Source organism: Streptomyces lacaronensis, from assembly GCF_047337785.1.
GTDB lineage: Bacteria > Actinomycetota > Actinomycetes > Streptomycetales > Streptomycetaceae > Streptomyces > Streptomyces lycopersici.
The window spans coordinates 8,464,512-8,478,046 of record NZ_JBLHDK010000003.1; the positions used below are offsets into that span (position 1 = coordinate 8,464,512).

The following is a 13,535-nucleotide window of genomic DNA, read 5'->3' on the forward strand; positions in this document are numbered from 1 at the left end:
TACTCGCGAGTGCCCGGCCCTTGTCAGTGCGGAGGGGTAACCTTCGGAGCTGTCTCGCCCTGCCGTCATCGATTGTTCGCCGGAGGTCTTCCACCGTGACCAAGCCGCCCTTCACGCACCTGCATGTCCATACCCAGTACTCGCTGCTGGACGGTGCGGCGCGGCTCAAGGACATGTTCAACGCGTGCAATGAGATGGGCATGACCCACATCGCCATGACCGACCATGGCAACCTCCACGGCGCGTACGACTTCTATCAGCAGGCGACGAGTGCGGGGATCACCCCGATCATCGGCATCGAGGCGTATGTGGCCCCCGAGTCGCGGCGCTACAAGCGGCGTGTCCAGTGGGGCCAGCCGCACCAGAAGCGCGATGACGTCTCCGGTTCCGGTGGTTACACCCACAAGACCATCTGGGCGTCGAACAAGACCGGTCTGCACAACCTCTTCCGGCTCTCCTCGGACGCCTATATGGAGGGTTACTTCGTCAAGTGGCCGCGGATGGACAAGGAGACCATCGCCCAGTGGTCCGAGGGCCTGATCGCCTCCACCGGCTGCCCCTCGGGCGAGCTCCAGACCCGGCTGCGGCTCGGCCAGTTCGACGAGGCCCTCAAGGCCGCCTCCGAGTACCAGGACATCTTCGGCAGGGAGCGGTACTTCCTGGAGCTGATGGACCACGGCATCGAGATCGAGCGCCGGGTCCGGGACGGGCTGCTGGAGATCGGCAAGAAGCTGGACATCCCGCCGCTGGTCACCAATGACTCGCACTACACCTACTCCCGCGAGTCCGTGGCGCACGACGCGCTGCTGTGCGTCCAGACCGGCAAGAACCTCTCCGACCCGGACCGCTTCCGCTTCGACGGCACCGGCTATTACCTCAAGTCGACCGACGAGATGTACGCCATCGACTCCTCGGACGCCTGGCAGGAGGGGTGCCGCAACACCCTCCTGGTGGCCGAGCAGATCGACAACAACGGCTGGTTCGAAAAGCGCGACCTGATGCCGCGGTTCGACGTGCCCGAGGGGTACACCGAGGTCACCTGGTTCCAGGAGGAGGTCCGCAAGGGGATGGCCCGCCGCTTCCCCGGCGGCGTCCCCGAGGACCGTCAGAAGCTGGCCGAGTACGAGATGGACGTCATCATCCAGATGGGGTTCCCGGGCTACTTCCTGGTGGTCGCCGACTTCATCATGTGGGCCAAGAACAACGGCATCGCGGTCGGCCCCGGCCGAGGTTCCGCGGCCGGTTCGATCGTCTCGTACGCGATGGGCATCACCGACCTCGACCCGGTCGAGCACGGGCTGATCTTCGAGCGGTTCCTCAACCCCGAGCGTGTGTCCATGCCCGATGTCGACATCGACTTCGACGAGCGTCGGCGCGGTGAGGTCATCCGGTACGTGACCGAGAAGTACGGCGCCGACAAGGTCGCCCAGATCGGCACGTACGGCACCATCAAGGCCAAGAACGCCATCAAGGACTCCGCCCGGGTGCTCGGCTATCCGTACGCGATGGGCGATCGCATCACCAAGGCCATGCCCGCCGACGTCCTCGGCAAGGGCATCCCGCTCTCCGGGATCACCGACGAGAAGCACCCCCGCTACAGCGAGGCGGGCGAGGTGCGCGGGATGTACGAGAACGAGCCGGATGTGAAGAAGGTCATCGACACCGCGCGCGGAATCGAGGGCCTGGTCCGGCAGATGGGCGTGCACGCGGCCGGCGTGATCATGTCCAGCGAGACGGTCACCGACCATGTGCCCGTCTTCTCGCCGAAGAACGACGGCCAGGTCGTGACCCAGTGGGACTACCCCACCTGTGAGTCGCTCGGCCTGCTGAAGATGGACTTCCTGGGGCTGCGCAACCTCACCATCATGGACGACGCCGTCAAGATGGTGCGCGCCAACAAGGGCGTCGACCTGAAGATGCTCGATCTGTCCCTGGACGACCCCAAGACCTTCGAACTGCTCTGCCGCGGTGACACCCTGGGCGTCTTCCAGTTCGACGGCGGCCCCATGCGCTCCCTGCTGCGCATGATGAAGCCCGACCACTTCGAGGACATTTCCGCCGTCTCGGCCCTCTACCGGCCGGGCCCGATGGGCATGAACTCGCACATCAACTACGCGCTGCGGAAGAACGGCCAGCAGGAGATCACCCCGATCCACCCCGAGCTGGAGGAGCCGCTCAAGGAGGTCCTGGGCATCACCTACGGCCTCATCGTGTACCAGGAGCAGGTGCAGAAGGCCGCCCAGGTGCTCGCGGGCTACTCGCTCGGACAGGCCGACCTGCTGCGCCGCGCGATGGGCAAGAAGAAGCAGGAGGTCCTCGACAAGGAGTTCGTGCCCTTCCAGAAGGGCTGCCGTGAGCGCGGCTACTCCGACGAGGCCATCCAGGCGGTGTGGGACGTCCTGGTCCCGTTCGCCGGATACGCGTTCAACAAGGCGCACTCCTCCGCGTACGGCCTGGTCACCTACTGGACCGCGTACCTCAAGGCCAACTACCCCGCCGAGTACATGGCGGCGCTGCTCACCTCGGTCCGCGACGACAAGGACAAGTCGGCGGTCTATCTGAACGAATGCCGCCGCATGGGTATCAAGGTGCTGCCGCCGAACGTCAATGAGTCCGAGGCCAACTTCACCGCCCAGGGTGATGATGTGATCCTCTTCGGTCTCACGGCGGTCCGTAACGTCGGTCAGAACGTGGTGGAGGCGATCATCCGCGGCCGTAAGGCCAAGGGGAAGTACACCTCGTTCCCGGACTACCTGGACAAGGTCGAGGCGGTCGTCTGCAACAAGCGCACCACCGAATCGCTGATCAAGGCGGGCGCCTTCGACGAGATGGGCCACACCCGTAAGGGGCTCACGGCGCACTACGAAGCCCTGATCGACAATGTGGTCGCGGTGAAGCGCAAGGAGGCCGAGGGGCAGTTCGACCTCTTCGGCGGCATGGGCGGCGACAGCGGGGAGGGCGACGGGCCGGGCTTCGGGCTCGACGTCGAGTTCGCGGACGTCGAATGGGACAAGACCTATCTGCTGGCCCAGGAGCGGGAGATGCTGGGCCTGTATGTCTCCGACCATCCGCTGTTCGGCATCGAGCATGTGCTGAACGAGAAGGCGGATGCCGCGATCTCCGCGCTCACCGGCGGTGAGCACGCGGACGGCGCGATCGTCACCATCGGCGGCATCATCTCCGGTCTCCAGCGCAAGATGACCAAACAGGGCAACGCCTGGGCCATCGCCACCGTGGAAGACCTGGCCGGCTCCATCGAGTGCATGTTCTTCCCGGCGACCTATCAGCTGGTCTCCACCCAGCTGATCGAGGACGTGGTCGTCTTCGTCAAGGGGCGGCTGGACAAGCGCGAGGACGTGCCCCGGCTGGTCGCCATGGAGCTGATGGTCCCCGATCTGTCCGAGGCGGGCGCCAACGCGCCCGTGACGATCACCATTCCCACGGTCAAGGTCACCCCGCCGCTGGTCGAGAAGCTGGGTGAGGTGCTCACCCACCACCGCGGCTCCACCGAGGTGCGGATCAAGCTCCAGGGGGCGCGGAAGACCACCGTGCTGCGGCTCGACCGGCACCGCGTCACCGCCGACCCGGCGCTCTTCGGGGATCTCAAGGTGCTGTTGGGGGCGTCCTGCCTGGCCGGGTGACCGCCCGGCCCTCACGAAAGCCGCGGCCGCCCGGCTTTGACGAAGGCACTGTCCGTCCGGTCCTGACGAAGGCAATGTCCGCCCGGCCCTGACGAAAGACGAAAGAGCGGCCCGTCGAGAACGCGCAAGGGGCGCGCCCGTGTCGGGCGCGCCCCTGGTGGCCATGTCACACGGCCTGCCACCGCGGTGGCCCAGCGCCGGTGCGCGGTGCGTCAGTTGTGGCCGAAGCTCTTCTGCCGGTCCTTGCGCGGCGTCGAGGGGCTGCCCTCCGACCGCATCGCCTGCGACTGCGCGTCCATCGAGGGCTGCTGGTCGGCGGGGCGGTCGGCCATGCCGCGCTCCTGACGCCGCTCCTGCTGCTGCTTGCGATCGCGGTTCTTGTTCTTGCCCATGGTGGTGTTCCTCCAGTTGGGATCAGCCCCCCGGTGAAGGGCCCTCCGGGAGATGCCCTTGGGAAGAAGCCCTTCGGGAAGAACAGTGACATGCCGCAGTGACCCGTGCATTTCGGGCAATTACGGTGAGTGAGAAGGGGGGTCTTGGCGGGTAAGCCGTATCCGCCACGCCGGTGATCCAGTTCGGACTGATAACCCCCGTACGGTCGGGCAGACTCGAAGGAAAGCCGAAAGACCACATCCGGGGACGGCTGTGCGCGGGGGGCGACCGAGGACTGGATTCGTCAGGGAAGAGGGTGGAACGTGGACCGCTGCGTCGTCCTGGTGGACGCCGGGTACCTGCTGGGCGCCGCCGCGAGCCTGCTGGCCGGGGAGCCCGCCCGATCGCGTATTTCCGTTGACCACGCGACCCTCATCCAGGGCCTGCGGGAGCGGGCCGAGGCCGAGACCGAGCGCCCGCTGCTGCGGATCTACTGGTTCGACGGCGCCCCCGACCGCGTACCCCAGCCCGAGCACCGGCGGCTGCGCGTGATGCCACGGGTGACCGTGCGGCTCGGCGCGCTCACCCGCAGCGACGGCCGCTGGGCCCAGAAGGGCGTGGACGCCGCCATGCACGCCGAGCTCACCGAGCTCGCCCGCAATCGGGCCTGTTCCGACATCGTCCTCGTCACCGGCGACGGGGATCTGCTGCCCGGGCTGATGTCGGCCAAGGAGCACGGCGTCGCCGTCCACCTCTGGGCGGTGCAGGCCGCCGACGGCGACTACAACCAGTCCGAGGATCTCGTGGCCGAGGCCGATGAGCGGCGCGTCCTGGACCGCGCCTGGATCACCCGGGCGGTGCGCGCCAAGGAGCTTCCCGGGCCCTGTGCGCCCGTCTCCGAGCCGCGCCCGGAGATCGCGGCCATTCTCTCCGCCCCGCTGCCGGAGACCGCCACGGCCGCCGCTGCCGCTGCGGCGGCGTCGCCCGGCGGGGCGGAGGCGGCCCCCGGCCGCAACGGCGCCGCCCGGCCCGGTACCGATGTGACCGGCCCGGCCGCCGCCCCCGGCCGTTCCGCCGCCGCGGCCGCCGAGGCGGGCGCGGACGTCGCGGCAGGGGCCGCGGCCAAGGGCGTACCCACCCCCAAGGATCTCGCCGACCTCGGCCGCGGCCCGGCCGGGCCCGGCGGCCAGGCGGACCGGCAGCCGGCCAGTGCCACGCTGCGCTGGTCCTCCGACAAGGGCTGGATCGACCGGGGCCCCGGCTCCGGGGTGGGGGAGCCGCCGGAGACCGCCAACCTCCCCATGCTGGCCCAGCTCACCAGCGCCGAGCAGCGCTGGGCCGACCGCGAGGAGGACATCACCGCGGTCAGCGGTGACCCGTTCGAGGTCGGCCAGGTCTTCGCCCGCCGCTGGACCGACCGGCTCGCCGATTCGGGCCACCTCCAGCAGCTTTCCACGGAGTACCCCCGCATCCCGCACCGCATCGACGGTGAACTGCTGCGCTACGCGGCCCGCTTCGGGCTGCTGGCGCACAAGGACGACCAGATCGACGAGCACGACCGCTATGCGATCCGGGCGGGCTTCTGGCGCGAGATCGACCTCCGCTCGGCGGCGGAGCACGCCCAGACCGGCGGCTAGGGGGCATCGACGCCTGCGGCGCGCTGCTCCCCTCCCCGAAACCGGGGCTCGGCCCCAGACCCCGAAACCGGGGCTCCGCTCCTTCTCGCAGCATCGATATGCGGCTCCCGCCGTGCGGCCAGGGCTCCGCCCCGGGCCCGGGGTCCAGGGGCGGAGTCCCTGGTATCGGGAAGGGGCGGGGAGGGGGAAGACTCGCCGGACACCCCGCAGGCCGCGGTCCGGCCCCGCCCCGCGGACCGCGGCCCGAGGGCCCCGGGGACGGGAGCGGGTGTTTGGGCGCGTACCCTCATAGCTCGTGAGGACGGGCGCGAAACAGGCGACGAGTGGCGATGTGGTGTGCACCGTGCGCGGCCTGGTCAAGACCTATCCCGCGGCGCGCGGCCGACGCGGGGCGCCCGCCACGCCCGCCGTCCGGGCCAGCGACGGCATCGACCTCGATGTGGTGCGCGGCGAGGTCTTCGGGCTGCTCGGCCCCAACGGCGCCGGCAAGTCGACCCTGGTACGGCAGCTCACCGGCCTGCTGCGGCCCGACGAAGGCCAGGTGCGGGTGCTCGGCCACGATCTGGTACGCCATCCCGAGCGGGCCGCCCGGCTGCTCGGCTATCTCGGCCAGGACTCGACCGCGCTGGACGAGCTGACCGTCGGCCTCGCCGCCGAGACCACCGCGCGGCTGCGCGGCCTGGAGACCCGCGCGGCCCGCGCCGAGCGCGACGCGGTGATCGAGGAGCTGGGGCTCGGCGAGGTCGCCGGGCGCCCGCTGAAGAAGCTTTCCGGGGGCCAGCGGCGGCTCGCCTGCGTCGCCGCCGCGCTGGTGGGAGAGCGGCCGCTGCTGGTGCTGGACGAGCCCACCAGCGGGATGGACCCCGTCGCCCGGCGCGCCGTATGGGCGGCCGTGGACCGGCGGCGGGCCGAGCGGGGGGTGACGGTGGTCCTGGTCACCCACAATGTGATCGAGGCGGAGACGGTGCTGGACCGGGTCGCCGTGCTGGACCGCGGCCGGGTCATCGCCTGCGACACGCCCGCCGGGCTCAAGGCGCTGGTGGCCGACGAGGTGCGGCTGGAGCTGGTGTGGCGCACCGAGCCGCCGCTGGAGGTGCCCGAGGTCGCCGCCCTGTGGAAATCCGCCGAGGCGGCCCTGGTCGCCGGCGGCGCCTCCGGGCGGCGCTGGACGCTCCGGCTGCCGCCGGACGACGCCCGCGCCGCCATCGCCACCGTGACCGGCGGCCCCGCCTTCGCCGCGCTGGACGATTTCACCTTGGCCACGCCGAGCCTGGAGGATGTGTACCTCGCCCTGGGGGGCCGTGCGGAGGGCGCGGAGGGGCTGGTGAAGACGTGACCGCCGGGGCGAGCCGGTGAACGCGTCGGTGACCGTGACCGTATTCGAGCCGTAAGAGGCGAAGAGGAGCAGCACAACGTGAGTGTCATGCCCGCCGTGTCCGGTGTATCCGGTGTGTCCGGTACCGCTGGTGTGCCTGGTGTGTCCGGTGCGTCTGCTGGGCTGCCCGGTGCCTCCGGTGCGTCCGGTGCCTCCGGTGCGTCCGGTGCCTCCAGTGCGTCCGGTGTCTCCGATGCCTCGGGGGCGTCCGGGGACGCCGGTGAGGCCGGTGACATGCCCGCGCCGCTGGCGGCCCGGGCGCGGCTCTTCCCCGCGCTCGTCGCGGTCTACCGCGCCCAGCTCTCACGGGCCCGGGTGGCCCGCATCCCGCTGCTCTTCGTGGCCACCTTCCAGTCCATCGGGATCATGATCCTTATGCGTGGGGTGGTGGACGGCGGAAGCGAGGCGCGGTCGGTGGTGGCCGGGTCGAGCGTGCTGGTCGTCGCCTTCGTGGCGCTCAACCTGCTCGCGCAGTACTTCGGCCAGCTGCGGGCCAGCGGCGGGCTCGACCACTACGCGACCCTGCCGGTGCCGCCCTCGGCCGTGGTGCTCGGGGCGGCCGCCGCGTACGCCTCCTTCACCGTGCCCGGGACCGCCGTCACGGCGGTGATGGGCAGTGTGCTCTTCCAGCTGCCCATGACCAATCTGTGGATCCTCCTCGCCGTGATCCCCCTGTCCGGCGCCGCTCTCGCCGGACTCGGCGCCGCGTTGGGGCTGCTCGCCCCGCGCCAGGAACTCGCCACGCTGTGCGGGCAGTTGGGGATGTCCGCCGCGCTGCTGCTCGGCGTGCTGCCGGCGGCCCGGATGCCGCAGGTGGTGTCGTACGCGCGCGATCTGCTGCCGTCGACGTACGGTGTGGAGGCCCTGACCCGGTCCTTCGACGGGCAGCCCGACTGGTGGGTGGTCTGCGCCGACCTCGGGGTGTGCGCCGGGGTGGCCGTGGTGTCCCTCGCCGCCGCGACCTGGGCCTATCGGCGGGCGGCGGTGCGGTGACGCGCCGCAGCGAACGTCCCGCCGACCGAAGTACGCCATCCGCCTGGCACGATGACGGGGTGACCGCACCGTTGACGCCACATGATCAGCACTCGCCGCACGACGGGCCCGCCGAGGGCCGGCCGCCGTCCCCCGAGCAGCCTGCCGGGGACTCCGCTGCGCCGTACCCCACCGGGTATCCCGCGCACCCGGGGCAGGCTTCGGGGCATCCGGAGCACGCCGAGCACCCTGAGCACTCCGCCGAGCACGCCGAGCACGCCGAGCACCCTGAGCACTCCGACGAGCACGCCGAGTTCTCCGAGCACTCCGAGCACTCCGAGCCCGGGCCCGAATTGCGTGCCGAACTGGTGCAGGCGTCGCTGGTCGCCATCGCGGTGGCTGTCGCGGGGGTGCTTCTCGGGCTGCTGTGGCTGTGGTTGGCGCCGAAGGTTCCCCTGGTCTCGGACGGTTCCGCCGTCTATCTGAAGAACTCGGAAGGGGAGGACGCGGTCGGCGCGGACGGGATGTTCACGCTGCTCGGGCTCGCCTTCGGGGCCGTCTCGGCCATCATCGTCTTTCTGTTCTTCCGCCACGGCGGTATCGCGCTGGTCGTCGGGCTGGCGATCGGCGGGGTGCTCGCCTCGGTGATCGCGTGGCGGCTGGGCGTATGGCTGGGGCCCACCTCGGACGTCGTGGCGCATGCCAAGGCGGCCGGTAAGGGCGTCACCTTCGACGGGCCGCTCAAGCTGGGCGCCAAGGGTGCGCTGCTGGCGTGGTCGGTGGCGGCGATGGTGATCCACCTGGCGCTGACCGGGCTCTTCGGCCCGAGGGACCCGGAGCCCGCCTTGCCGCCCCCGGCGACGCCGGGAGCGCGCTGACCGGAGCGCGTCTCCTGCCGGGCCCGGTGTGCGCGGGCCCGGTCCGCCGCCCCTCCCGGCTCAGGGAGACGGGACGCTGGACGCGCGGACGATGAGTTCGGGGCGTAGCCGCTTGGACTCCACGGCCTCGCCCTCCAGCAGCCGCAGCAGCGTCCGCAGCCCCTCGCGCCCCATGTCGAGCATGGGTGACCGCACCGTCGTCAGCGGCACCGGCAACTCCGCGGCCAGCGGCGTGTCGTTGAAGCCCACGACGGCCACGTCGTCCCCCGCCCGCAGCCCCTGGTTGCGCAGCGCGCCTATCGCGCCGATGGCCGCGAAGTCGTTGACCGCGAAGATGGCAGTCGGCGGGCTTTGTGTGTCCAGCAGCCGCGCCGTCGCGGCGTGGCCGCCGGAGACGTCGAAGCGGGACTGGGCGATGCGGTCCGCCGGAACGGACAGCCCCGCCTCCCGGTAGCGGTCCACCAGGCCCGCGGTGCGGTCGATACCGGTGCTGGCGTACGGCTCGCCCGCGACGACGGCGACATCGCGGTGGCCCAGCTCCAGCAGATGCTCGGCCACCAGCCGCCCGCCGAGATAGTCGTCGCAGGTCACCGAGGGATGGGCCCCGGCGGTGCGGCTGACCAGGACGAACGGAATGCCGCGGTCGGCCACCTCGTCCAGGAATCGCCCGTCCACATACGCGTCGCCGAAGATCATGCCGTCGACGCGCCGTCCGATGACCATATTGGTGCGGGTGCGCTGTGCCTCGGGGCGGTCGCCGGTGTTGGCGACGAACGTGGACAGTCCGTGCTCGGCGGCGGCCTCCTCGATGCCCTCATAGATCGTGGCCAGCACCATGTCGGACAGCCGGGGCACCAGCACGCCCACCAGGTTGCTGCGCCGGGTGCGCAGGCTCGTGGCGTGCGGGTTGGGCTGATAGCCGAGCTCGTCGGCGAGGCGGCGGATGCGCTCGACCGTGCTGGTCGAGGCGGCGCGCAGGCTTTCGTCCGGTTTGGCGTGCAGCACCCGCGAGACGGTCGAGACATGGAGGCCCAGCTGATCGGCGATGGTGCGCAGGGTGACCGGTCGTGATCGCTGCGTACCCACTCCGCTCGGCCTCCGCTTGTACCGCCGCCGCAGCCGGACCTCGGTTGCGGCCAGTTGACGCGATGGTAACAGCGGGCCCCTTGACACCTGCTGCCGGTGACCCACATTCTACCCAAACGATTGGCCCAAACGTTTGGGTGCGAGATCGAGCCATATGAGATCGGTTTCGCGTCATTGATGAGGAGGCAGGGTGCGCAGGATCGTCGTGCTGTCGACGGGCGGAACCATTGCCACGCGGCAGGACGCCCATGGCACCAGGCTCGCCGCCGAGCCCGCGGACGCCCTGTTGGAGCGGCTCCCGTGGCCGCCGGGGGTGGCGATCGAGGCGAGGGACGTGTTCTGCCTGGGCAGCTATCTGCTGACCCCGGCCGATATGCACGGCGTCGCCCTGGCCGTCCGCGAGGCGCTGGCCGACGAGTCGGTGGCCGGGGCCGTCGTCACCCACGGCACCGACAGCCTGGAGGAGACCGCCTATCTGGTGGATCTCTTTCACGGCGACCCCCGGCCCGTGGTGTTCACCGGGGCGATGCGCCCGGCGGACGCCCCGGACGGCGACGGCCCGCGCAATCTGGCGGACGCGATCGCGGTCGCGGACGCCGTCGCCGCCCGCGACCTGGGGGTGCTGGTCTGTTTCGACGGCCAGGTCTACCCCGCCCGTGGCACCCGTAAGGCGCACACCACGGCGCCCGCCGCGTTCGCCGCACCCGACGGCGGCCCGCTGGGGCGGGTCGGCGACGGCGAGGTGCGGATCTCGGCGGTGCCGGTGCGCCCCAAACCGCTGGACCTCGGCGCCTTCCGCCCCGATGGGATCCGCGCCGACATCGTGGCCTGCTACCCCGGATGCGATGTCCGGGCGTTGCGCGCGGTGACCGACGCGGGCGCCCGCGGGGTGGTGCTCGAAGCCACCGGGGCGGGCAACGCCAACCCGGAGGTCGCAGCGGAGGTCGCCCGGCTCACCGCGTCCGGCGTCGTCGTCGCGCTGTCCACCCGGGTACACGCGGGCCCCGTGGCCGGGCTCTACGGAAACGGCGGCGGCGCGGATCTGGTGCGGGCCGGGGCCGTCCCCACCGGAACCCTGCGCCCCTCCCAGGCGCGGGTCCTGCTCATCGCCCTGCTCGGCGTCTTCGGCGATCCGGAGCGGGTGCGGGCCGAATTCAACGATTCACTGGAGAGGAACACCCATGGCTAAAGAGATCTTTGTGGCATTCGGCGTCGATGTGGACGCGGTGGCCGGCTGGCTGGGCTCCTACGGCGGCGAGGACTCGCCCTGTGACATCTCCCGCGGGTTGTTCGCCGGGGAGGTCGGGGTGCCACGGCTGCTCCGGCTGTTCGAGCGCAAGGAGCTGCGCACCACCTGGTTCATCCCCGGCCACTCCCTGGAGACCTTCCCCGATCAGACCCGGCAGGTGGTCGACGCGGGCCATGAGATCGGCGCCCACGGCTACTCCCACGAGAACCCGATCGCGATGACCCGGGCCCAGGAGAGCGCCATCCTGGACCGCGGCATCGATCTGATCGAGAAGGTCTCCGGGCGCCGCCCGACCGGTTATGTCGCCCCCTGGTGGGAGTTCTCGCCGGTGACCAACGAGTTGCTGATCGAGCGCGGTATCACCTACGACCACTCGCTGATGCACAACGACTTCACGCCCTATTACGTCCGGGTGGGCGACAGCTGGACGAAGATCGACTACTCGCGCCCGGCCGAGGAGTGGATGAAACCGCTGGTGCGCGGTCAGGAGTCCGGACTGGTCGAGATCCCGGCCAACTGGTACCTCGACGATCTGCCGCCCATGATGTTCGTCAAGGCCAGCGCCAACAGTCACGGTTTCGTCTCCCCGCGCGAACTGGAGCAGACCTGGCGCGACCAGTTCGACTGGGTGTACCGGGAGATGGACTACGCGGCCTTCACCATGACGATCCACCCCGATGTCTCCGGCAGGCCTCAGACGCTGCTGATGCTGGAGCGGCTCATCGAGTACATCGGCGGCCACGAGGGCGTGCGCTGGTCGACCTTCGACGACATCGCCACCGACTTCAAGGCTCGTTTCCCCCGCGCCTGATCAACCCGTTCTCCGTCCCGCCCCCAGCGCGGTCATCCCGTGCGTGGCGCGGCCCTTTCCCGGGCGACAGGTTTCATGCCGCCGGGCCCCGGCCCCACCCCCGGCCGAAGCATCTTCGTTCCCCTCGCCGCGACGGCGCGGCGATCCCCCGCTTCCGACAAGGGGCACCCGTCATGACCACAGTCTCCTCCGACCCCGTCGCGCCCACCCGCAGATTGCCGCGCATCGGGGTGCGGCCCACCCGCAAGGCGACGGCCATCGCGTTCTTCGCATGGGTCTTCGCCGTTTACGACTACATCCTCTTCGGCACCCTGTTGCCGGAGATCTCCGACCGCTTCGGCTGGAGCGAGGAACGAGCGGCGCTGGTCTCCACCCTGATCTCCGCCGGAACGGCCATCGTGGTCCTCGGGGTCGGCCCGCTCGTCGACCGGCTCGGCCGCCGTAAGGGCATGATCCTCACCGTCTCGGGCACCGCCCTGGCATCGGCCGCGTCGGCGGGAACCGTGAACGCCGGGTATCTGGTCGGTGTCCGCTCCCTGGGCGGCATCGGGCTGTCCGAACAGTCCGTCAACACCACCTACCTCAACGAGATATACGCCGTCACCGAGGACGAGGCGATCAAGAAGCGCCGCGGCTTCGTCTACAGCCTGGTGCAGGCCGGCTGGCCGACCGGCACGCTCGTGGCCGCGGCGTTCGTCGCCGTGTTCCTCCCGCTCGTCGGCTGGCGCGGCTGCTTCCTGCTGGCCACCTTCCCCGCCGTCGTCATCGCCCTGCTGCGCCGCGGACTGCCGGAGACCCCGCAGTTCGAACTGGAGCAACGGCTGCGTCGGCTGCGCCGGGAGGGCAAGGCGGACGAGGCACGGCGGGTCGCGGCGGAGTACGGAGTGGACGAGGGGTCCTCCGCACCGCTGCTGGAGATCTTCCGCGGCCGCGCCCGGCGCAACACCCTGGTGCTCAGCTTCGCCTGGCTGGCCAACTGGTTCGGCATCCAGACCTTCAGCGTCCTGGGCACCACGGTGCTCACCAAGGCGAAGGGTGTCAGCTTCGCCAACTCCCTGGTGCTCTTCATCATCATCAACGCCGTGGCCTTCGCCGGCTATCTCTTCCACGGCTGGGCCGGTGACCGTTTCGGACGCCGCAATGTGATCGCCTGTGGCTGGATCCTCTCGGGCGTGCTCTTCGCCCTCATGCTGACCGTCGCCCACGGCACCGTCGCCGTGGTGGTGCTCTACTCCCTGGGGATGTTCTTCCTGGTCGGCCCGTACGCCGCGATGCTCTTCTACATGGGCGAGTGCTACGACACCCGCTGCCGGGCCACCGGCACCTCGTTCATCAACGCGTTCAGCCAGCCCGGGGCCATCGCCGCCGGGGCGATCGCCACCGCGATGCTCGCCTCCGGCGCCCACTGGGATCGCACCGCGCTGCTCGTCGGGGCGGTCGGCACCTTTCTGTCCGGCTTCGTGATGTTCGCCGCCCGGCGCGTCGACACCGTCGAAGCCTGAAACCATCGGGAG

10 protein-coding genes are annotated in these 13,535 nt (G+C 70.6%); 8 read left to right on the plus strand and 2 right to left on the minus strand.

Annotated elements, in window-relative coordinates; all coding sequences use genetic code 11:
• Window positions 1-95 precede the first annotated feature (95 nt).
• A complete protein-coding gene (gene dnaE, locus ACMTAK_RS36390; RefSeq protein ID WP_413810094.1) occupies window positions 96-3,641 on the plus strand; it encodes a DNA polymerase III subunit alpha in 3,546 nt (1,181 codons plus the stop codon).
• Between the two features lie 212 nt (window positions 3,642-3,853).
• On the opposite strand, the gene ACMTAK_RS36395 is transcribed toward dnaE, so the two are convergent.
• Window positions 3,854-4,033: a hypothetical protein gene (locus ACMTAK_RS36395; protein WP_413810095.1), complete on the minus strand. Its 180-nt coding sequence runs from the start codon at window positions 4,031-4,033 to the stop codon at window positions 3,854-3,856.
• Between the two features lie 303 nt (window positions 4,034-4,336).
• On the opposite strand from ACMTAK_RS36395, the gene ACMTAK_RS36400 reads away from it, so the two are divergent.
• From ACMTAK_RS36400 to ACMTAK_RS36415, 4 genes are all read left to right on the plus strand, one after another.
• Window positions 4,337-5,650: an NYN domain-containing protein gene (locus ACMTAK_RS36400; RefSeq protein WP_413810096.1), complete on the plus strand. Its 1,314-nt coding sequence runs from the start codon at window positions 4,337-4,339 to the stop codon at window positions 5,648-5,650.
• A 295-nt stretch (window positions 5,651-5,945) separates the two neighbouring features.
• A complete protein-coding gene (locus tag ACMTAK_RS36405; protein ID WP_413810097.1) occupies window positions 5,946-6,986 on the plus strand; it encodes an ABC transporter ATP-binding protein in 1,041 nt (346 codons plus the stop codon).
• A 273-nt stretch (window positions 6,987-7,259) separates the two neighbouring features.
• Window positions 7,260-8,018, plus strand: a complete 759-nt coding sequence (locus ACMTAK_RS36410; RefSeq protein ID WP_413813104.1) for an ABC transporter permease — start codon at window positions 7,260-7,262, stop codon at window positions 8,016-8,018.
• A 59-nt stretch (window positions 8,019-8,077) separates the two neighbouring features.
• Window positions 8,078-8,875, plus strand: coding sequence for an SLC41A family transporter (locus tag ACMTAK_RS36415; RefSeq protein WP_413810098.1), 798 nt, complete (start codon window positions 8,078-8,080; stop codon window positions 8,873-8,875).
• Between the two features lie 60 nt (window positions 8,876-8,935).
• On the opposite strand, the gene ACMTAK_RS36420 is transcribed toward ACMTAK_RS36415, so the two are convergent.
• Complete coding sequence (locus ACMTAK_RS36420) at window positions 8,936-9,961, minus strand: LacI family DNA-binding transcriptional regulator (protein ID WP_413810099.1); 1,026 nt, start codon at window positions 9,959-9,961, stop codon at window positions 8,936-8,938.
• A gap of 190 nt (window positions 9,962-10,151) precedes the next feature.
• Between ACMTAK_RS36420 and ACMTAK_RS36425 the strand changes: the two genes are divergently transcribed.
• The 3 genes from ACMTAK_RS36425 (at window position 10,152) to ACMTAK_RS36435 (ending at window position 13,523) form a co-directional block, all read left to right on the plus strand.
• Window positions 10,152-11,150, plus strand: coding sequence for an asparaginase (locus tag ACMTAK_RS36425; RefSeq protein WP_413810100.1), 999 nt, complete (start codon window positions 10,152-10,154; stop codon window positions 11,148-11,150).
• Window positions 11,143-12,021 carry a polysaccharide deacetylase family protein gene (locus ACMTAK_RS36430; protein WP_413810101.1) on the plus strand — a complete coding sequence of 293 codons (879 nt, stop codon included), beginning with the start codon at window positions 11,143-11,145 and terminating at the stop codon, window positions 12,019-12,021. Before ACMTAK_RS36425 ends, ACMTAK_RS36430 begins: the two co-directional genes overlap by 8 nt.
• A gap of 173 nt (window positions 12,022-12,194) precedes the next feature.
• The gene (locus ACMTAK_RS36435) at window positions 12,195-13,523 is read left to right on the plus strand and encodes an MFS transporter (protein ID WP_413810102.1); all 1,329 of its coding nucleotides are present in this window, start codon (window positions 12,195-12,197) and stop codon (window positions 13,521-13,523) included.
• Window positions 13,524-13,535 lie beyond the last annotated feature (12 nt).